Below are 20321 nucleotides of genomic sequence, written 5' to 3'. Positions count from 1 at the left end.
GAATATTATTATCGGCAATATTCAGCTTTTGTCCGTCGTCTGTTTCTACAGATTCGATACCTTGCCAATCAATTTGTGCGTCCGGTATTCTCGGCTTTATATGTGATTTGAATATATCGAAGCAGCTCAGACATTTTTTGATGTGTCATTCTTTTTTCAGATGGAAAGGGCTGATATTTGTACGCGATAGTAATTTGACTTGATCGACAGTACTCATTAAGGGCTTCAGAGCTGCTTGTTTCTGGACCTCAGCAATTTTTTCTAGCGTGACCATTTCTCCATTGTCCTCGGTAGATGTTTCTCCGGGCTTAGAGAGGATTTTTTTCCGCTGTCTTGGCTTGAATCGTCTGGTTAATTGTCGGTATCCAGCGGCTGATCGCTTTCCTGAATTAGCTGGTTGTCCAAATCAATAAATCGAATGGTCGGTTCGCTGCCGTCATAATAAGACGAATGCTTATACAAATCGCGAAGAAACTGATCAAAGAAAATTGCAGAGAGACCGTTTTCCATCGATTTCCCGTCTGAGTTGTTAAAAGTGATGACAACTGTATTGTTTTTTATTTCCACTTTTTTAACCACTTTTTCTCCATTGGAATTGGTTTCAGTCATTTTTTCAAACGCGCCGTTCAGATCCTTTTTGGAAATGTGGATTTTTTTCCAATCTTCTTTGGTGATGCTGTTAAAGTCCTTTTTTAGCAAATCTAGATTTTTGCTTTCATCTTCTGATGCTTTTTCTGTTTTTGCAGAGCTTGCGCTGCTGCTGTTTCCGCATCCTGCCGCACTGAGTAATAATCCCAATGCGCAGACGGCGGTTAGAAATTTCTTCATTTTATCCCTCTTTTATGTAATAGTCATAAACTGTATCGGTTGACTTGCTAGATTATTGAGCATAAATGGAAATGTTTTTGAAAAATATGAAGGAATACTGGGAAGCGTGTTATACTAGTTAGATGTGAAAAAACATTTCACTTTCTGCCATCCGCAGAAAGCTTCATATAGAAACGGAGAGAAAAACGTGAACCAACAAAAGAAACAGGCGCCCGTCGAACTGAAGGTCGGACAAACCTTTCCGCTGACGATTAAGCGTCTCGGCATTAACGGAGAAGGTGTCGGCTATTTTAAGAAAAAAGTCGTTTTCGTGCCCGGCGCGCTTCCTGGTGAAGAGGTTGTGGTGCAGGCCACAAAGGTCCAGCCTAAGTTTTCGGAGGGCCGCATTAAGAAAATCCGCAAAGCGTCTGAGCACCGGGTGGCACCGCCTTGCCCAGTGTACGAACAATGCGGCGGCTGTCAGCTCCAGCACCTTGCATACAGTCAGCAGCTTCGGGAAAAACGCGACATCGTCATTCAGTCTCTTGAACGCCATACGAAGTTTAAAGTAGAGAACATGGAAATCAAAGAAACGATTGGCATGGACAATCCGTGGAATTACCGCAACAAAAGCCAATTCCAGATCGGGCGCTCGCAAAGCGGCAGCATCATCGCCGGCTTATACGGCCTTGATTCTCATGACATCGTTCCGATTAAAGATTGTATCGTTCAGCATCCGGCAACCAACAAAACAACAGGCATCGTCCGCCGCATTTTAGAGGACTTCAATGTGTCTGTTTATAATGAAAGAAAACGAAAAGGCGACGTTCGCACGATCGTGACGAGAGTCGGCTTTGAAACAGGCGAAGTACAGGTCGTGCTTGTAACCGCAAAAGAAACGCTTCCGCACAAGGAAGAAATCGTCAAAGCGATTCAAAAGCGATTGCCAGAGGTCAAATCCATTATTCAGAATGTAAACGGGGAGAAAACCTCAGTGATTTTCGGTGAGAAAACGAAACCGCTCGCAGGAAAAATAGTGATTCAAGAGGTGCTCGGCGATGTATCCTTTGAATTGAGCGCCCGCGCTTTCTTCCAGCTCAATCCCGAACAGACCGTCAAGCTGTATGACGAAGTGAAAAAAGCGGCGCAGCTGACCGGAAAAGAAAAAGTCGTAGATGCGTATTGCGGCGTCGGCACTATCGGCATGTGGGTGGCGGACGGAGCGAAGGAAGTCCGCGGCATGGATGTCATCAAGGAATCAATTGACGATGCCAAGAAAAATGCCAAAAAACACGGCATGGCAAATGCCACATACGTAACAGGAACAGCCGAGCACTGGCTCCCGAAATGGACGAAAGAAGGCTTCCGCCCGGACGTCGTCATCGTAGACCCGCCAAGAACCGGCTGTGACAGCACGTTCCTGGACACGATCAAAAAAGTCAAACCGAAACGCTTCGTCTACGTTTCCTGTAATCCATCCACGCTTGCGAAGGATTTGCAGGCGCTGTCGAAGGACTATCGCGTGGACTATATTCAGCCTGTCGATATGTTCCCGCAGACGGCTCATGTGGAAGCAGTGGCGAGGCTTGTATTAAAATCGTCTCATTAAGTCCTAATCAGATCTGGATTTCGGTAGTATGAACAATTCCGATTTCCGGGTCTTTTTCATGTGCAGCCCTAGTTCTGACTGTCTTTCTCAATTCACTAGTGACTTACTTAGCGATCTCTATCTTCTTTATCTTTTTTTTGATAAGAAAGTAGATAAACTTAAATGAATTACGTTCATATCAACGCCCATAAAAGTCTTGTGTATTATCTTCATCATAATTTGATTCTTCAGCGTGAGAGCTTATAGGCTGACTGGATACAATTACAAATATGAAAACCATCGAAATTCTTCATTTTTTATACTCTATTTCCTTTATGCATTTTATTAAATAATAAGATTGTATATAATTTGTCCCCCTTCTAAAAAATAAAATATAAGCAAAACATTAAATATATATTTTTCTAATTAGCAGTAATTATCCCGAAAAAATTAGCTTAAGTATGATTGAATTACATGAGTAGAATAATGTAAAACAAAAGATGTATTTTCATAATTTGTAAAATCATATATTGACTTGCAGTTAGTATGTGTGAAATATTGTTTATAGAAATGTAAGGAAAGGTATGGCGTTAAATGGATAAAGTATACAAAAAACGACCGTTATATAAAAGAAGTTGGTTTCAAACGTTGTTGGCATTTTTAGTTTTGCAGCTTTATTTTAATGTTGTAGAATTAACGGGATGGGGTCCTAATTATAGAGAAATGAATGGGTTCCCAGCAAACATAGTTGAACTGGATTTCTTTCAAACATATCTTTCATTCTATGATAATCCATGGTTTAATATTATTACTGTTTTCTTGGGAGTTTTCACTATTATACAAATAATCACAGGGATAACAAAGGATATTCGAAATTAAAGCAATAACTTCTGATGCCTTATTAATGATGAAAGAAATGAACACTTTCTTATTAATCTTATGAGTGAAGACTGCGACACTTAGTCAGCAGTCTATTTTATTGGTTCTGGATCAGGATTACCGTCCTCACCCTCAAGCGGTAAGTTAAAGCTTTTTCATTCTCTCGAGTACTCAGATATACCACCCCCAACTCAATTTACTTAATCAGGTTATCTCTTGAAATTAGTTTTTCCACAAATGATATTGAGATACGGATATGGTGTAGCGTTAAATATCTTATCTTCAATAACAGGACAATTATTTTGCTTTTGTAATAGGGAGAACTCATATGATATTCTATTTAGGTTGGAATACTTTTTATCCAAAAAGTTCAAAAGTAAGGCCACTAAGAAAGATGAAGGTCAGCGGTAATATTAATAAACCACAATATAGATATAAAAAATAGGTGTAGATAATCATCACACTTTTTTCTCTCTCGAACCGATTATAAGGTTCAGAAGTTGATGAACTATATGGGGATAAGTATAGCGATACTCCATTACGTTAACCCAATTAAGGTGTTCTATCTTATCTATTCTAGTTTCAGTTTGTTTCACTTTTTATCGATTAAAAGTGAAATGTTCAACATTTCCTATAGTTTGATAAGAAATGCTTTCGCATGCTATAAGTGTAAAAAGAAGCATGGTCAGTTTTTAATTTTGGGATAAAGGTTTGACTGTATCCCATCATGAAAGGATTTGAATGTATGATGACAGATAATTTCTGGCGTGAATTACCACGGCCATTTTTTGTATTGGCACCAATGGAAGATGTGACAGATGTTGTTTTCCGGCATGTAGTAAGTGAAGCAGGCAGACCGGATGTGTTTTTTACAGAGTTTACAAACTCAGAGAGCTATTGCCACCCGGATGGGAAGGATAGCGTACGCGGCCGTTTGACTTTTACAGAGGATGAACAGCCAATGGTAGCACATATATGGGGAGATAAGCCTGAAAACTTTCGTAAAATGAGTATTGGCATGGCAGAGTTAGGATTTAAAGGCCTAGATATCAATATGGGCTGTCCTGTGCCTAATGTGACACAGAACGGTAAGGGAAGCGGTCTTATCCGCCGGCCGGAAGTTGCAGCAGAGTTAATACAAGCAGCAAAAGCAGGGGGATTGCCTGTAAGCGTAAAGACAAGACTTGGTTTCACGGATGTAGACGAATGGCGCGAGTGGCTGACACACATTTTGAAACAGGATATTGCCAATCTTTCTATTCATTTGCGTACAAGAGCAGAAATGAGCAAAGTGGATGCGCATTGGGAGCTCATCCCAGAGATTAAGAAACTTCGTGACGAGGTGGCACCAGATACTCTTCTTACTATTAATGGAGATATTCCTGACCGTCAAACTGGCTTGAAACTTGCTGAACAATACGGCGTCGATGGCATTATGATAGGACGCGGTATTTTTACAAATCCTTTCGCTTTTGAAAAGGAGCCGAAAGAGCATAGCAGCAAGGAATTGCTTGATCTCTTAAGGCTGCATCTGGATCTCCATGATAAGTATTCAGCATTAGAAGCACGTCCGTACAAACCTCTTCCTCGCTTTTTCAAGATTTACCTTCGCGGGTTCCGAGGAGCAAGTGAATTAAGAAACCAATGTATGAACACAAAGTCAACAGATGAAGTGCGTGCATTGCTCGACGAATTTGAGAGAAAGTATCTTGATGGGATAGAGTAACAGCAGTGCTTGATTCAAAAAAGGCTAACAAAATAAAGGGATTTTCACACCATTCTTGACTAAAATAAACCTGGATGTTCGGTAAAATAAACAATTCCGATTTCCGGGTCTTTTTTGTACGCAGCTTTTACTCAGCCTGTCTTTTCTCGCATGTATTGTTTAGTCATGCAGGAATAAGAAAATAATGGTACATTTAGTGGAGATATCTCATAAAGGGGGAGAGAAAACATGAAACGGCTATGCATCATCCCCTGTGGCAAGAAAAAAATCTGGGATGTCCAGTCTGATGCCGGACCGGTAAGAGCGGCGGACGCTTATCTCAGCCCGTTTCATCAGGCGTGCGAGCGGTATGCGAAAGCATTTTTCGATGAGTGGGTGATTTTGTCGGCGAAGCACGGCTTTCTTCGCCCTGATGATATCGTATCGAAAAATTACGATGTCACTTTTGGCACCGGTCATCCGGAAATCATGACAGCGGAGGAGCTGGGCCGCCAATTTTACGAAAAGGGCTTTTCTGATATTGAAGAGCTAGTCATGCTTGGCGGGAAAAAATATCGAAACATTCTCAACGCCGTCATCGGAGAGCATCAGCATATCAGCTGGCCGCTGACATCATACAAAGGCATTGGCTATATGCTTCAAGCATTGAACCGGGCTGTTGAAGAAAAGCATGAACTGATTGATTTTCTTTCAAAAGCGGCTAATCAATCAAACGATGCAGAGGAACTAGGAAGTTAACATCATTTCCAAGGAAATAAATACGTCGATCATTGTCAAAGGCCGGGTGATGCCCGGTCTATTTTTGTATGCTGTAAAACGAGACAAATGGATCAGTTTGAGACAAAACGAGACACCCGTCTCAAACTGTCTCCAGTGTAAAAATGAAAAGGCTGATTTGACGGGCTTCAAATACTGGCACACTTCTTGCTTTTATAATCGTGAACCCTAAATAGAAGGAGGCGCACAAAATGGAATTGTTAAAACGTGAAGGCTTGTCATTAACTGAGGAAAAAGCGCTGTGGATGTACCAAAAGATGCTGGAGATCAGGGGCTTTGAAGACAAAGTGCATGACCTGTTCGCCCAGGGAGTGCTTCCCGGATTCGTTCATTTATATGCCGGTGAGGAAGCCGTGGCTGTTGGGGTGTGCGCTCATTTACATGATGGCGACAGCATTACAAGCACACACAGGGGACATGGACATTGTATCGCCAAAGGCTGTGATCTGGATGGCATGATGGCGGAAATTTTCGGGAAAGCGACCGGATTGTGCAAAGGCAAGGGCGGTTCTATGCACATTGCGGATCTTAATAAAGGCATGTTAGGGGCAAATGGAATCGTCGGAGGCGGATTTACGCTCGCGTGCGGATCAGCGCTCACGGCTAAATATAAACAGACTAAAAATGTAAGCGTTTGCTTTTTTGGAGACGGGGCAAATAACCAAGGCACCTTCCACGAAGGGCTGAATCTAGCGGCTGTATGGAACCTTCCTGTCGTGTTTGTTGCTGAAAACAACGGCTATGGGGAAGCTACCCCATTTGAGTACGCATCAGCCTGTGATTCAATCGCCGATCGGGCGGCTGCTTATAACATGCCGGGGGTGACAGTTGACGGGAAAGATATTTTAGCAGTTTATCAGGCAGCCGAGGAAGCGATAGAAAGAGCAAGAAACGGCGGAGGCCCGTCTTTGATTGAATGTATGACCTACAGAAACTACGGCCATTTCGAAGGGGATGCCCAGACCTATAAAACGAAGGATGAAAGAGTTGAGCACCTTGAAGAAAAAGATGCCATTCAAGGCTTTAAAAACTACCTTTTAAAAGAAACAGATGCTAATAAACTGTCAGACATTGAACAGCGTGTCAGCGAATCGATTGAAAAAGCCGTCTCGTTCAGCGAAGACAGCCCATATCCAAAAGATTCGGAGCTGCTGACAGATGTGTACGTGTCATATGAAAAAGGAGGAATGTAAGAGATGGCAAGAGTCATAAGCATGTCAGACGCGATCAATGAAGCAATGAAGCTTGCGATGAGAAGAGACGAAAATGTGCTTTTAATCGGTGAGGATGTTGCCGGGGGAGCGGCTGTCGATCATTTGCAGGATGATGAAGCATGGGGCGGTGTATTAGGGGTTACAAAAGGGCTCGTACAGGAATTCGGGCGCACAAGAGTGCTGGACACACCGATTTCTGAAGCGGGCTACATGGGTGCGGCTATGGCTGCGGCATCAACCGGGCTGAGACCGATTGCGGAATTAATGTTTAATGACTTTATCGGCACGTGCTTTGACCAGGTGATCAACCAAGGGGCGAAATTCCGCTATATGTTCGGCGGTAAAGCGCAAGTGCCGATTACCGTCCGCACCACATACGGAGCGGGATTTCGGGCCGCTGCCCAGCATTCACAAGCGCTGTATGGCCTTTTCACGAGCATCCCGGGACTGAAGACGGTTGTTCCATCCAGTCCGTATGATGCCAAAGGTCTGCTGCTTGCAGCAATAGAAGACAATGATCCGGTGTTCTTCTTTGAAGACAAGACGTCCTACAACATGAAGGGCGAGGTGCCGGAAGATTATTATACAATTCCGCTCGGAAAGGCCGACATCAAACGCGAAGGCAATGATGTCACGCTCTTTGCAGTCGGCAAGCAGGTCAATACCGCGCTTGAAGCAGCTGCACAGCTTTCAGAGAGAGGCATCGAAGCTGAGGTGCTTGATCCCCGCAGTCTGTCTCCTCTTGATGAGGATGCGATTTTCACATCGTTGGAAAAAACAAACCGGCTGATCATCATTGATGAAGCCAATCCGCGATGCAGCATTGCCACGGATATTGCAGCGATTGTCGCAGACAAAGGCTTTGATTTGCTTGATGCGCCGATTAAACGGATTACAGCACCGCATACACCAGTGCCGTTTTCACCGGTGCTTGAAGATCAATATTTGCCGACACCAGATAAAATTGTCAGCGTCACGCTTGAATTGCTTGGCGAGCCGGCAATGAACTAAAGGGGGGACACAAATGGCAGTAAAAGTAGTGATGCCAAAATTAGGAATGGCGATGAAACAAGGGGAAGTATCCATATGGAATAAAAAAGTAGGCGACCCGGTTGAAAAGGGAGAAAGCATTGCCAGCATTCAATCGGAGAAAATTGAAATGGAGATCGAGGCGCCTGAAAAAGGAACCCTGATCGACATCAAAGTGAAAGAGGGAGAAGAGGTTCCGCCCGGCACTGCAATCTGCTACATCGGGGATGCCAATGAGTCGGTGCAGGAAGAGGCAAGCAGGCCTGCTGCTGAAGACAGCGTGCCGCAAGCCGTCCAGCCCGTCAAACAAGAAAACAAACCCGCAGCCTCCAAAAAAGATCGATTGAAAATATCTCCAGTTGCGAGAAAAATAGCGGAAAAAGCGGGGTTAGACCTGAAACAGCTGAAAGGCACCGGACCAGGCGGAAGAATCGTGAAGGATGACGTGACAAAGGCGCTGGCTGAACAGAAAAAAGCTCAGGCAAAACCTGTTTCTGATCAGAAAGCGCAGGAAACCCCGGTGACAGGCATGAGAAAAGTCATCGCTGCCCGAATGCAGGAAAGCTTGGCAAACAGCGCGCAGCTGACGATTACGATGAAGGCTGATATCACTAAGCTTGCCACTCTTCAAAAACAGCTTTCACCAGCTGCGGAAGAACGGTACGGCACAAAACTGACAATCACTCATTTTGTTTCAAGAGCCGCCGTTCTCGCACTGCAAGCTCACCCAGTGCTGAACAGCTCTTATCAAAATGAGCGCATCATCACACATCCTCATGTGCACCTTGGTATGGCTGTAGCCTTGGAAAATGGCTTAGTGGTGCCTGTCATCCGTCATGCTGAAAAGCAATCGCTGATTGAACTGGCTCAATCCATCTCAGAAAATGCCAAAAAAGCACGCGAGGGACGTGCGGGAAGCGAAGAACTGCAAGGCTCAACCTTCTCCATTACAAACCTTGGCGCTTTTGGAGTTGAGCATTTCACACCGATATTAAATCCGCCTGAAGCAGGCATTCTCGGTATCGGAGCAAGCTATGACACACCGGTGTACCAAGGGGAGGAGATCGTCAGAAGCACGCTCCTGCCGCTCAGCCTGACATTTGATCACAGAGCGTGTGACGGCGCTCCAGCAGCTGCATTCCTGAAGGCGATTAAAACATATTTGGAAGAACCCGCGGCATTAATTTTATAGGAAAAGCAGGTGAAAACGACATGACACTAGCCATTATCGGCGGCGGACCTGCAGGCTATGCGGCTGCGGTCTCCGCGGCACAGCAGGGCAGAAACGTGCTGCTCATTGACAAAGGCAAGCTTGGGGGGACCTGCCTGAATGAAGGCTGCATCCCCACGAAGTCTTTGCTAGAAAGCGCAAATGTTCTTGATAAAATCAAGCATGCCGGCAGCTTTGGAATCGAACTCCCCGCAGGTGCAATATCAGTCGATTGGAGTAAAATGCAAAACCGCAAACAGCAGGTTGTCAGACAGCTTGTTCAAGGCGTTCAGTACCTAATGAAGAAAAATCAAATACAGGTTGTAAAGGGAACAGCCTCCTTTCTTTCTGAAAGAAAGCTTTTGATCGAAGGACAAAACGGAAAAGAAATCAGAGAGGCAGACCAAGTATTGATTGCCTCAGGATCAGAGCCAATCGAGCTGCCGTTCGCTCCTTTTGACGGCGAATGGATCATCGACAGCAAAGACGCGCTTTCTCTTTCCGAGATTCCGTCTTCACTTGTCATTGTCGGCGGCGGTGTCATCGGGTGTGAGTATGCAGGGCTGTTTGCCAGATTGGGATCGAAGGTGACCATCATTGAAACAGCGGGACAGCTGGTCCCTGCTGAAGATGAAGATATCGCCCGTCTCTTTCAAGAAAAGCTTGAGGAAGACGGTGTTGAAGTGCATATTTCATCCAAGTTAGAGCGGGTGGATCAAACAGCGAAAACGGCTATATGGAAAAGCGGCCAGCGTGAGTTTAAAACGAAGGCCGATTATATACTGGTGGCGATCGGCAGAAAACCCCGTCTTGACGGATTACAGCTGGAGCAGGCGGGAGTTGATTTTTCTCCAACAGGCATTCCTGTGAATGGACACATGCAGACGAACGTGCCTCATATTTACGCGTGCGGAGATGCAATAGGAGGCATCCAGCTGGCGCATGCCGCATTCCATGAGGGCATCATCGCTGCTTCTCATGCTTCTGGAAGGGATGTCAAAATCAATGAGAAACATGTGCCGCGCTGCATCTACACGTCCCCGGAAATCGCGTGTATCGGAATGACAGAACGACAGGCAAGAAGCGTATACGGGGATGTGAAGATTGGCGAATTTCCTTTTTCTGCAAACGGAAAGGCGCTCATTAAACAGCAAGCGGAAGGAAAGGTCAAAATCATAGCTGAACCGGAATTCGGCGAAATTGTAGGTGTTTCGATGATTGGTCCGGATGTAACCGAGCTCATCGGCCAGGCGGCAGCGATCATGAATGGTGAGATGACGGCAGATATGGCGGAGCATTTTATCGCCGCCCATCCCACTTTATCGGAAACATTGCACGAGGCGCTGCTAAGCACGATCGGGCTTGCAGTACATGCATAATAAGAGGAAAAGCAGGCGCATGGATATAAGGCGCCTGCTTTTTTATTGTTGAAAGCGCTTTATTTTTCCCCTACAATAGATGAAAACGGCGTGTAAGGGAGGAGCGATCAAGGAAATGAATTCGGTCCCAAACGATTTGCAAACCTGGAAACGTTTTGTGAAAGACGGTGTGCTTGACGAAGCGCGAATAAGAAAACGGATCGCCGAGTCATGGCATCGCTGCAAAAAAGCTGAGGTCAATCCTTATTTAGAAAAAGGCCCGAGGGTTTTACAGCAAACGGAGCTGGATCAGCAGTCAAAAAAGCATTCATTCTTCCTGACGACCGCAAAGCCTTACCTCGAAAAACTGCTGCCTGCCATAAAAGAAATGGAAATGATGGCGCTGTTAATTGATTCAGATGGTGTTGTACTGGCATTGGACGGCCATCCCCGCGCGCTCTATGAAGCCAAACGCATCAATTTCGTCGAAGGGGCATGCTGGACAGAAACGGCTGTCGGAACAAATGCGATTGGCACGGCGCTCCACATCAGCGAGCCGGTTGCAATACAAGGATCAGAGCATTACTCTATCGCTTCCCATCTTTGGAACTGTTCAGCCGCTCCGATTCACCATGAGGATGGCAGCCTTGCGGGTGTAATTGACATATCATGCCCGGCGGCAGGCGCGCATCCTCATATGCTTGGTATTGCCACGGCGATTGCCTATGCCGCTGAACGGGAACTCGCAGCTAAAAGCCGTGAGAAAGAGCTGGAGCTGATCAGCCGTTTTGGGGAGAGAGCTGCATCCAGTGTGCCGATGGTGCTCTGTAATACCAAGCAGCACATCATCAGTGCGAGCATGCCGATTCGAACCTCAATGCCGGATTGGCAGGGCCGGCATCTGTACGAGTTGAAGGAGCGGGGCTATTCAATCGAAAAAGCTGTCACCATAGGAGATGGCGGCACTTGTTTTTATCTTTCGGAACAAAAGAAAAAGAAGGCGTTTCGATTCAATGGAGTGATCGGGCAAAGCGGCCGATCGCAAGCGATGCTGATGCACCTTGAACGAGCAGCTGCGACGGATGCAACGGTCTGTTTGTCGGGTGAAACGGGTACGGGGAAGGAGGTCGCGGCTCGCGCGCTTCATGAGAACAGTGAGAGACGGCACGGTCCGTTTGTTGCTGTCAATTGCGGAGCGATTCCGTCTGATTTGATTGAAAGCGAACTGTTCGGCTATGCGGAAGGCGCTTTTACGGGAGCGAAGCGAAATGGCTATAAAGGCGCCTTTCAAAAAGCGAATCAAGGCACCTTATTTTTAGATGAGATCGGAGAAATCTCCCACTCGATGCAGGTTGCGCTTTTACGCGTGCTTCAGGAACGCAAGATTACGCCAATCGGCGGGGCAAAAGAAATTCCGGTTGATATCAGAGTCATTGCCGCCACACATTGTGATTTACGCGAGCTTGCCGAAAGCGGAAAAATCAGAGAGGACTTGTTTTACCGCCTTCATGTCTATCCAATTGAACTTCCTCCATTGCGCGATCGCCCCGAGGATATTCCGGACCTCTTCGAGTACTACAAACAGAAGAATCATTGGCCAGGCGAACTTCCTTCTGATTTTTGTGAGGTGCTGAAGCATTGGAAGTGGCCGGGAAATATCCGTGAGCTATTTAATGTGTTTGAACGTCTTTCCATCAGATTTCCGGACGGCCGGCTTGGGGATGAGCCGCTTTCCGCTTTACTGGAAGCCGCTGGACTGCCGGTCAGCACTGCAGAAAAACAGCCCGCTGCTGCCGGCGTGTTCAAACTTCGTGAGCAAATCCAAAAGGATATGATGATCAAAGCGCTTGAATCTGCAAAAGGAAACGTCTCTCAAGCCGCCAAAATCAGCGGGATCCCGCGAAGCACTTTCTACAAACGCCTGAAAAAATTCAATTTGTCCGCTGAATCATAAAGCATACTTCCTTCAGGAAATGGAAACATTATGTATTGAAGGAGGGTGTTACGATGAATATACAAAGGGCGAAAGAAATTGTAGAATCTCCCGATATGAAAAAAGTAACGTACAACGGTGTTCCTATTTACATTCAGCACGTGAATGAAGAAAACGGAACAGCAAGAATTTATCCGCTTGACGAACCGCAAGATGAGCATGAAGTGCAGCTGACAAGCTTAAAAGAGGATTAAACAAAAATGGCCCGCTTCATAAGCAGGCCATTTTGTTATCCGCGCGGCGCAAATAAGATGACGCAGACACCGATGAGACAAATGCATGCGCCGATCCAATCATACAGATCAGGTGTTTTCCGGTCAACAAGCCATCCCCACAGGACCGCAAGCACGATGAATACCCCGCCATAAGCGGCGTATACACGGCCGAAGGAAGGGAAGGACTGGAATGTCGGAAGAATGCCGTAGACAATCAAGATCAATGCTCCGGCGATCCCATAGCCGACTGGCTTTGCCTCTCTCAGCCATAGCCAAATCAGATATCCGCCGCCTATTTCGGCAAGCCCCGCCGTGAGAAATAAAAGAATGGTAATCGGCATCACGTGCACTCCTCAAGTTGCTTTTCTCTTTCATTATAAAGGAGGAGAGCTGTTAAAGCTTTGGATGATTTTCAAATTCCTTTAAATACGCACTGCGCTGAATCTCCGTAAATTGGCTGATCCAGTTGCTTTTCGCCTCTTCATTCAGATGAGGGAGGATATAGCGTTCCACCGCTTCAAAAAACAATGGATTCGCGATAATGTTCCAAGTAGGGATGCGAACGACTTTTCCGTCTGTTTTCTCGATGATAATATCTTCAAAAAAGATCCCTTTCAAGCTGTAATGATGCCGTCCCATATAAATCCGTTTTACCTCAGAAAACATCACGCTGCGCTTTCTAGAGAAAATCTCGCCATCAGGCCCTGTTTTTACGCTGAAAATGACATTTCCCCGGCTTGTGAACGCTGGAAAAGCCATAAAAAATGTGATCAATCCATAAACGATCGCCATTAATCCGCCGCCCAAATAAAGCAGGGCATACTTAGATTCAAATGTAAGAGCTTCAGACACCAGCCATACTCCTACAATAAAAGCGCCTCCTGTAGCGAGGAACAGCCATATTCTAAAAAACAGTCTGCTTTTGACCTTAATTACTTCATTGTTTTTCAATTGCTATTCTCCTTTATCGCTCTTTAGCAAAAAAGTATTCCTTTTATCACATCTTTATTTGCTGTTACGATAGAAAATTCATTTTGAGTAATGCCTGTTACCAGCCAAGTATGACGGCTGCCAGGCAGGACGAAAGCCATATCAGCCACTCCCGGCGAGTTGTCTTTGTCATAAACCAGCCGCATCAGCGTATCCATTTTTCCTTTTCGCAAAGCCAGATCATTTACAAAACGGGTCACGTCCTCTTGGTGATCATGCTTATCTAGAAATTCCTTCAGATATGCGGGAGTGTCTGAAGCGCCCTCCAGAAGCCATTCGAATTCAGTTGACGTCAGGGTGATCATTGATTCTTTATGATCTTCTGCATCTATTACATTTAAAAACTCGTATGTTTTAGAGAGTACTCCATTAGTTGAATCCATTTTTTTGATTCTATGTACCTGTTCATCAAACAGCAATTCATGAGAGTAAGTGCCAAACTTCGAAACATGGCAGGATATATTCTGTTCTTTGGCTTGTTCATCAAATTTGGATAGCTTCACTGTATAGTCCGCATCGTTTAACACATGGATAAACGGACAGTATTCGTCCTTTAACCGATATTGATGATTCCGATATTCCGCCGCCTCCTTGGCTAAGAGTGAGCGGCACGCAGCTTCAAATAAGGAGCCGAGCTGTTCATCTTCTATTTCGGGAAAATAAGCTTGTTTTAAGGCCATTCCCTGTTCAAAAAACCCTTCGCTGTAAAAACAAAACAAGAGTTCTTCTATGCTAATTGTAAACTGCTTCATTGTTTATTCTCCTATCCAAATGAAAATTTCCCTTTAAGGAAATGGGTTGCGCCGTGTATAAGCGAATCCGCTGTTTTCTTTGCTTTTTCTATTCCTTTTTTCGCGCTGTCTATCCCTTTATGTATCGATTTATTCGCCGCATCTATGCCATCATTCACTGATTTGACGACTTTGCCGGCTGATTCCAGCCCTTTTTTGGCTGTATCAACGACAGCATGGATCGGCTCTTTCAGCTTTATTGCTGCTTTTTCAGCATAGACTGATGTGAATTTTGCGATTTTTTCCCCAACAAATCCGCCTACCGCCGAACCGATTGTGCCTCCGACTACGGTGCCGACAGGACCTAACACACTTCCTACGGCACCGCCTACAACAGCACCAGCTGTCGCACCGCCCGCAATAAAAATAGTGTTATTCACAGCATTCCCGACGGCCTTGGCGTTTTCACGCTTGAGAACTTCCGGTTTGTCCTGGTATTTCGCGTAATTTTCAGCTATTTTCAAGCCCGCTCCGAACGTTTCGGTCGCACCGGTAATCAGTGTGGCGGTAATGGCATTTCCTTTCGCGAATTTCAATCCTGTTTTTCCGACATCCTTCAAAGTTGAGCGTACGCCGGCCTCATTAAGAAATCCTTTTGTGTAGCTTCTGACGCTGTTTGAAAAATCGACCGTGTCCTGAGGGAAGTATTTTGTAAACTTTTTATGTACCAAATCTGAAAATGGCCGGTTTGTCTTTTTTAACAAATATTTAGGGTTCAAAAGCACTCTTGCCGCTTTTTGATAACGGGAGCTGTCAACGGCCCTGGAAATATCCAATAGAAGTTTTGAGTGCTGGGCGGTATGCAAGCCGCTTGGCTGTTTCACAAATTTCGTAAGCCCTAATCCGTAATATTTTCCCTGTGTCAGCATAAGGGCGGTTAAGCTTGTCATCGTACCGTATTTGTCGTAGGCATTGTAGAGCTTTCGCAAAATATCATCTTGCTCCACAAATTTATCGCCCGTTTTTCTGATGAAAATCTCATTGTCACTCAGCTTGGTGACGAGCGCTTTTCCTGAGCTCCACGCATCGCCCACTCCGGAAAAACAGCTGCTGTAGCGGGGATCGCATTGCAAAATCATCTGCCCCAGCTCCACATGCAGATCCTTATATTTGTTTTCCATATCAGTCAATTCAGTGACTACATCATTTGCAAACTGTTCGAGCTTATCCGGATCAACTGCAATATTTCCTGACACACCGTTCACCTCCCGAGTTTAAGTCTTTCCTCTCTTGCTTTACGTTCCAGTTCTTCCATTCTGGCAATTTCAGCTTTTCGTTCTTCCATTCTGGCAATTTCAGCTTTTCGTTCTTCTATTTTGACAGCGGCTGCCTTCAGCTCCTGGCTTGTTTCAAGCAGCTCCTGTTCAAATTGGTCGTAGGCGGCTTTCGTTTCCTCGAAATCCTGGTCAAACGAATCTCTTGCTTTTCCCTGCCAAGCATCTCCCATTGCAGATAACCGGGATTCAAGCAGCATTTTGGAGCTTCTGACCTCTTCTGCGGCCGCACTGTACTTGTTTGCCAGCTCAATGACTTTATATGAGTCCAACTTTTGTCCCCTGCCTTTTCTAAATTCACGCACAATTGGATGTTTTATATAAATGATTATAAATAATTCGGCATGTATCCGAATCGTACAAAAGAACCTTTTCATAAGAACTGGAAGGGCGTATATTCACTTAAAATTCACAGTTGATGAGACTTTAAGATTACAAAAAAGGAAAAAAAACCAAATCTTACGGACGGAAGGTAAATGAGAAATTTCCCGCTCTATGGGAAAAAACACTAAAATTGATCAAATGACCTAAGTGCGCCAAACGTGTTACGGGACGGGCTCTCTCATGGTATAAATGAAATTGTAAACGTTATCAAGGAGGTCGTCATATGAAGAAAAAATCATTCTCAATTGTAATAGCGGGCGGAGGAAGCACCTTCACTCCAGGGATCGTACTCATGCTCTTGGACCATTTGGAGGAGTTTCCGATCAGAAAGCTGAAGCTGTATGATAATGATAAAGAGAGACAGGATCGCATTGCAGGCGCCTGTGACGTTTTTATCAGAGAAAAAGCGCCGGATATTGAATTTGCAGCGACGACTGACCCGGAAGAAGCTTTTACAGATGTCGATTTTGTTATGGCGCACATCCGGGTGGGGAAATACGCGATGCGCGCGCTGGATGAACAAATTCCGTTGAAGTACGGAGTTGTCGGCCAGGAGACATGCGGGCCGGGCGGGATCGCGTACGGGATGCGTTCGATCGGCGGTGTGCTTGAAATATTAGATTACATGGAAAAATACTCGCCTGATGCGTGGATGCTCAATTATTCCAACCCTGCGGCCATTGTAGCTGAAGCTACGAGACGCCTTAGACCGAATTCTAAAATTCTCAATATCTGTGATATGCCGGTTGGAATCGAAGACCGGATGGCGCAAATTCTTGGCTTGTCCTCAAGAAAAGAAATGAAGGTCCGCTATTACGGATTAAATCATTTCGGCTGGTGGACATCGATTCAGGATCAAGAGGGCAACGATTTAATGCCGAAGCTGAAGGAGCATGTATCTCAATACGGTTATATTCCGAAAACAGAAGCTGAAGCTGTGGAGGCAAGCTGGAATGACACGTTCGCCAAAGCGCGTGACGTGCAGGCTGCAGATCCTGACACACTGCCGAATACGTATTTGCAATATTATTTGTTCCCAGATGATATGGTGAAAAAATCAAATCCGAATCATACGCGGGCGAATGAAGTCATGGAAGGGCGCGAAGCTTTTATTTTCAGCCAATGTGACATGATCACACGTGAACAGTCCTCGGAAAACAGCGAAATTAAAATCGATGACCACGCATCGTATATCGTTGATCTTGCCCGGGCGATTGCCTACAACACAGGTGAAAGAATGCTGTTGATTGTTGAAAATAACGGTGCAATTGCGAACTTTGACCCGACTGCGATGGTTGAGGTGCCATGCATCGTCGGCTCAAATGGACCTGAACCGATTACCGTTGGCACCATTCCGCAATTCCAGAAAGGGCTCATGGAGCAGCAGGTATCCGTTGAGAAGCTGACTGTTGAAGCGTGGGCGGAGAAATCGTTCCAAAAGCTGTGGCAGGCGCTGATCCTGTCAAAAACAGTGCCGAACGCGCGTGTGGCAAGACTCATTCTTGAGGATTTAGTGGAGGCCAACAAAGACTTCTGGCCTGAGCTTGATCAAAGCCCAATCCGCATATCATAAATGAAATTCCCCCATTTTCGAATCTGTAATTGTATATAATAGAAAGAAAATGGGGGGATCTGATATGCAGCTCGAAGAACTGATCAATCAGCACTACAGCAAATTGAATGACAACGATTTTCATATTTTAAAATATATATTGAATCATAAGCACACATGCTATCACCTTGGAATCGACGCGCTGGCCAAAGCTTGCAGTGTATCGCGTTCCTCAATTTTGCGACTTGCCCAAAAGCTCGGTTTCAGCGGCTACAGTGAATTTCGCGTCTTTTTAAAGTGGGAAGATCAGCCGGAAGAAGGCGAGAGTATGAGTTTTGAAAAGCTGCTTGATGATATTGAAGCAAATTTGAAGTTCTTACGGACAAAGGACATGACGGACATGTGCCAGCTGATTGATGAAGCGGACCGCATTTTCGTCTATGGTTCTGGAAATGCGCAAAAGATATGCGCCCGCGACCTGCAAAGAATGTTTATTCCGCGCCATCGCTATCTTATTTTGATTGAAGACACGAATGAATTTAATCTGATGCGCGGGGATTTTAAAGTGAACGATATGTTTATCATCATTTCTCTTTCCGGAGAAACACCGGAGCTGATTCCTCAGGCAAGAATGCTTTCTGCAAAGGGCATTCCCTTTATTTCCATTACGAATTTAAAAAACAATGTCCTCGCCCAGCTGACTCCGCATAATCTTTATGCGACAAGCAAACCTGTGACATTAAGCGATAAAACGGAAATTGTCGCTTTTGCACCGTTTTTTCTCGTTGGCGAAGCATTGTTCCGCGCATATGTTGATTACAAAGAGGCAGAAAAAAATGACAATGAGTAGCAGGGGGTTTTGGTATGATGCAAAAAATTCAGCGCTTTGGAAGCGCGATGTTTGTGCCTGTTTTATTATTCGCGTTCGCCGGCATTATCGTCGGTATCAGCACGCTCTTTAAAAATAAAACCCTCATGGGATCGCTCGCCGATCCTGACGGTTTTTGGTATCAGTGCTGGTATATCATTGAGCAGGGCGGCTGGACTGTCTTTAACCAAATGCCGCTCTTATTCGCCATCGGCATCCCGGTTGCTTTGGCGAAGAAAGCTCAGGCACGCGCTTGTTTGGAAGCGCTTACTGTTTACCTAACCTTCAATTATTTTGTCAGCTCGATATTGACGGTATGGGGAGGAGCATTTGGCGTCGACATGAATCAAGAGGTCGGCGGAACGAGCGGATTAACGATGATTGCGGGCATAAAAACGCTCGATACCAACATTATCGGAGCCATCTTTATTTCTTCGATTGTCGTCTTTTTGCATAACCGCTATTTTGATAAAAAACTGCCCGATTTTCTCGGCATCTTTCAGGGTTCAACGTATATCGTGATGATTTCCTTCTTTATTATGATCCCGATTGCCCTGGCAGTGTCTTATATATGGCCGATGGTTCAATCTGGAATTGGCTCGCTTCAAAGCTTCCTGGTTGCTTCCGGGGCGGTGGGCGTTTGGATATACACGTTTTTGGAACGGATTTTAATACCGACCGGCCTTCATCACTTTATTTACACGCCGTTTATTTACGGCCCGGCTGTAGCGGAAGGCGGGATCGTCACGTATTGGGCGCAGCATCTCGGCGAATATTCGCAAAGCGCCAAACCGCTGAAGGAGCTTTTCCCGCAAGGCGGATTCGCGCTTCACGGAAACTCGAAAATCTTCGGTATTCCGGGTATCGCTCTTGCTTTTTATGTGACAGCCAAAAAGGAAAAGAAAAAACTCGTTGCAGGGCTGCTGATTCCTGTCACACTGACAGCGATTGTCGCCGGGATTACAGAGCCGATTGAATTTACTTTCTTATTCATTGCACCATTCTTATTTGCGGTACACGCCGTGCTTGCCGCCACAATGTCGACAGTTATGTATATGGCCGGCGTCGTCGGAAACATGGGGGGCGGACTGATCGAAGCGGTGACCTTGAACTGGATTCCGCTCTTTGGCAGCCACGGTATGACATATGTGTACCAAATTTTGATCGGGCTCTCGTTTACAGCTATTTATTTTTTCGTCTTCAGATTTTTAATCCTCAAATTCAATATTGCTACACCAGGACGGGAAAAGGATGAACAGCAGGAAACAAAGCTGTATTCGAAAAAGGAATACAGAGAACGAAAAAACAAGGATGAAACGGCGGCCTCCGCTGCAGAAACGGCGGATGACACTGCTTTTCTGTATATTGAAGCGCTGGGCGGAAAAGACAACGTCACTGAAGTCACAAACTGCGCAACCCGTCTCAGAGTCAGTGTTAAGGACGAAACAAAGGTTGAACCCGACAGCGTATTCCGCGCGCTTGGCGCACATGGCATCGTCAGGAATGGGAAGGCGTTTCAGGTGATTATCGGATTGAGCGTGCCGCAGATGCGGGAGCGTGTGGAAAAAATATTGAATCAATAAAGACAGCCCTCCTTTTCGGGAGGGTTTTCGTTTGCCGTCAAAAAGACCGCCATAGTAAAGTAAAGAAAGAGACAATCGAGTAA

At 45.4% G+C, this 20321-nt stretch carries 19 protein-coding genes; 13 read left to right on the top strand and 6 right to left on the bottom strand.

What is annotated here, in order from left to right; genetic code table 11:
• Positions 1-351: 351 nt before the first annotated feature.
• Positions 352-828, bottom strand: a complete 477-nt coding sequence (locus QA442_RS18125) for a hypothetical protein (protein ID WP_250622153.1) — start codon at positions 826-828, stop codon at positions 352-354.
• Positions 829-1015: 187 nt separating this feature from the next.
• Between QA442_RS18125 and rlmD the strand changes: the two genes are divergently transcribed.
• The 10 genes from rlmD to QA442_RS18075 all read left to right on the top strand — a co-directional run bounded on the left by rlmD (position 1016) and on the right by QA442_RS18075 (position 12775).
• Positions 1016-2416 (top strand): 23S rRNA (uracil(1939)-C(5))-methyltransferase RlmD, encoded by a 1401-nt coding sequence (rlmD, locus tag QA442_RS18120; RefSeq protein WP_095432313.1) that lies wholly within the window; start codon positions 1016-1018, stop codon positions 2414-2416.
• 573 nt (positions 2417-2989) lie between these two features.
• Positions 2990-3274, top strand: coding sequence for a YfzA family protein (locus QA442_RS18115; RefSeq protein ID WP_095432312.1), 285 nt, complete (start codon positions 2990-2992; stop codon positions 3272-3274).
• 748 nt (positions 3275-4022) lie between these two features.
• Complete coding sequence (locus QA442_RS18110) at positions 4023-5000, top strand: tRNA dihydrouridine synthase (protein WP_095432336.1); 978 nt, start codon at positions 4023-4025, stop codon at positions 4998-5000.
• Positions 5001-5228: 228 nt separating this feature from the next.
• The gene (locus QA442_RS18105; protein WP_095432311.1) at positions 5229-5738 is read left to right on the top strand and encodes a DUF6884 domain-containing protein; all 510 of its coding nucleotides are present in this window, start codon (positions 5229-5231) and stop codon (positions 5736-5738) included.
• Positions 5739-5968: 230 nt separating this feature from the next.
• Complete coding sequence (gene acoA, locus QA442_RS18100) at positions 5969-6970, top strand: acetoin:2,6-dichlorophenolindophenol oxidoreductase subunit alpha (RefSeq protein WP_014663222.1); 1002 nt, start codon at positions 5969-5971, stop codon at positions 6968-6970.
• Positions 6971-6973: 3 nt separating this feature from the next.
• Positions 6974-8002, top strand: coding sequence for an acetoin:2,6-dichlorophenolindophenol oxidoreductase subunit beta (gene acoB, locus QA442_RS18095; RefSeq protein ID WP_014663223.1), 1029 nt, complete (start codon positions 6974-6976; stop codon positions 8000-8002).
• 13 nt (positions 8003-8015) lie between these two features.
• The gene (gene acoC, locus QA442_RS18090; RefSeq protein ID WP_095432310.1) at positions 8016-9212 is read left to right on the top strand and encodes an acetoin dehydrogenase complex dihydrolipoyllysine-residue acetyltransferase; all 1197 of its coding nucleotides are present in this window, start codon (positions 8016-8018) and stop codon (positions 9210-9212) included.
• A gap of 20 nt (positions 9213-9232) precedes the next feature.
• A complete protein-coding gene (acoL, locus tag QA442_RS18085) occupies positions 9233-10609 on the top strand; it encodes an acetoin dehydrogenase complex dihydrolipoyl dehydrogenase (RefSeq protein ID WP_095432309.1) in 1377 nt (458 codons plus the stop codon).
• Positions 10610-10724: 115 nt separating this feature from the next.
• Positions 10725-12542: an acetoin dehydrogenase operon transcriptional activator AcoR gene (gene acoR, locus QA442_RS18080; RefSeq protein WP_071581274.1), complete on the top strand. Its 1818-nt coding sequence runs from the start codon at positions 10725-10727 to the stop codon at positions 12540-12542.
• Positions 12543-12595: 53 nt separating this feature from the next.
• Entirely contained in the window at positions 12596-12775 is a 180-nt protein-coding gene (locus QA442_RS18075; RefSeq protein ID WP_014663227.1) for a small acid-soluble spore protein H, read from the top strand.
• Positions 12776-12810: 35 nt separating this feature from the next.
• Here the strand turns inward: QA442_RS18075 and QA442_RS18070 are convergent, their stop codons facing one another.
• From QA442_RS18070 to QA442_RS18050, 5 genes are all read right to left on the bottom strand, one after another.
• A complete protein-coding gene (locus QA442_RS18070; RefSeq protein WP_083252904.1) occupies positions 12811-13140 on the bottom strand; it encodes a YnfA family protein in 330 nt (109 codons plus the stop codon).
• Positions 13141-13189: 49 nt separating this feature from the next.
• A complete protein-coding gene (locus QA442_RS18065) occupies positions 13190-13693 on the bottom strand; it encodes a YfjD family protein (RefSeq protein WP_237711716.1) in 504 nt (167 codons plus the stop codon).
• Positions 13694-13770: 77 nt separating this feature from the next.
• Positions 13771-14538 (bottom strand): hypothetical protein, encoded by a 768-nt coding sequence (locus QA442_RS18060; protein ID WP_095432308.1) that lies wholly within the window; start codon positions 14536-14538, stop codon positions 13771-13773.
• 11 nt (positions 14539-14549) lie between these two features.
• Positions 14550-15773 (bottom strand): hypothetical protein, encoded by a 1224-nt coding sequence (locus tag QA442_RS18055; RefSeq protein WP_095432307.1) that lies wholly within the window; start codon positions 15771-15773, stop codon positions 14550-14552.
• A 5-nt stretch (positions 15774-15778) separates the two neighbouring features.
• Positions 15779-16123, bottom strand: coding sequence for a WXG100 family type VII secretion target (locus QA442_RS18050; RefSeq protein WP_095432306.1), 345 nt, complete (start codon positions 16121-16123; stop codon positions 15779-15781).
• A 335-nt stretch (positions 16124-16458) separates the two neighbouring features.
• On the opposite strand from QA442_RS18050, the gene glvA reads away from it, so the two are divergent.
• The 3 genes from glvA (at position 16459) to malP (ending at position 20238) form a co-directional block, all read left to right on the top strand.
• Positions 16459-17808, top strand: coding sequence for a maltose-6'-phosphate glucosidase (gene glvA / locus QA442_RS18045; protein ID WP_071581276.1), 1350 nt, complete (start codon positions 16459-16461; stop codon positions 17806-17808).
• Positions 17809-17872: 64 nt separating this feature from the next.
• Complete coding sequence (gene glvR / locus QA442_RS18040) at positions 17873-18637, top strand: MurR/RpiR family transcriptional regulator GlvR (RefSeq protein WP_071581277.1); 765 nt, start codon at positions 17873-17875, stop codon at positions 18635-18637.
• Between the two features lie 14 nt (positions 18638-18651).
• A complete protein-coding gene (malP, locus tag QA442_RS18035; RefSeq protein WP_095432305.1) occupies positions 18652-20238 on the top strand; it encodes a PTS maltose transporter subunit IIBC in 1587 nt (528 codons plus the stop codon).
• The last annotated feature ends 83 nt before the right edge of the window (positions 20239-20321 follow it).

It is taken from the genome of Bacillus stercoris (assembly GCF_029772985.1).
Lineage (GTDB): Bacteria > Bacillota > Bacilli > Bacillales > Bacillaceae > Bacillus > Bacillus stercoris.
Note: the sequence above shows the minus strand (reverse complement) of the source record. Positions and strands in the feature narration are given on the sequence as shown.

Coding starts and splice junctions, on each gene's coding strand:
- glvA (WP_071581276.1), top strand. CDS start 16,459: ATGAAGAAAAAATCATTCTCAATTGTAATAGCGGGCGGAGGAAGCACC.
- glvR (WP_071581277.1), top strand. CDS start 17,873: ATGCAGCTCGAAGAACTGATCAATCAGCACTACAGCAAATTGAATGAC.
- QA442_RS18105 (WP_095432311.1), top strand. CDS start 5,229: ATGAAACGGCTATGCATCATCCCCTGTGGCAAGAAAAAAATCTGGGAT.
- QA442_RS18060 (WP_095432308.1), bottom strand. CDS start 14,538: ATGAAGCAGTTTACAATTAGCATAGAAGAACTCTTGTTTTGTTTTTAC.
- acoB (WP_014663223.1), top strand. CDS start 6,974: ATGGCAAGAGTCATAAGCATGTCAGACGCGATCAATGAAGCAATGAAG.
- malP (WP_095432305.1), top strand. CDS start 18,652: ATGATGCAAAAAATTCAGCGCTTTGGAAGCGCGATGTTTGTGCCTGTT.
- QA442_RS18125 (WP_250622153.1), bottom strand. CDS start 828: ATGAAGAAATTTCTAACCGCCGTCTGCGCATTGGGATTATTACTCAGT.
- QA442_RS18115 (WP_095432312.1), top strand. CDS start 2,990: ATGGATAAAGTATACAAAAAACGACCGTTATATAAAAGAAGTTGGTTT.
- acoR (WP_071581274.1), top strand. CDS start 10,725: ATGAATTCGGTCCCAAACGATTTGCAAACCTGGAAACGTTTTGTGAAA.
- QA442_RS18075 (WP_014663227.1), top strand. CDS start 12,596: ATGAATATACAAAGGGCGAAAGAAATTGTAGAATCTCCCGATATGAAA.
- acoL (WP_095432309.1), top strand. CDS start 9,233: ATGACACTAGCCATTATCGGCGGCGGACCTGCAGGCTATGCGGCTGCG.
- QA442_RS18110 (WP_095432336.1), top strand. CDS start 4,023: ATGACAGATAATTTCTGGCGTGAATTACCACGGCCATTTTTTGTATTG.
- acoA (WP_014663222.1), top strand. CDS start 5,969: ATGGAATTGTTAAAACGTGAAGGCTTGTCATTAACTGAGGAAAAAGCG.
- acoC (WP_095432310.1), top strand. CDS start 8,016: ATGGCAGTAAAAGTAGTGATGCCAAAATTAGGAATGGCGATGAAACAA.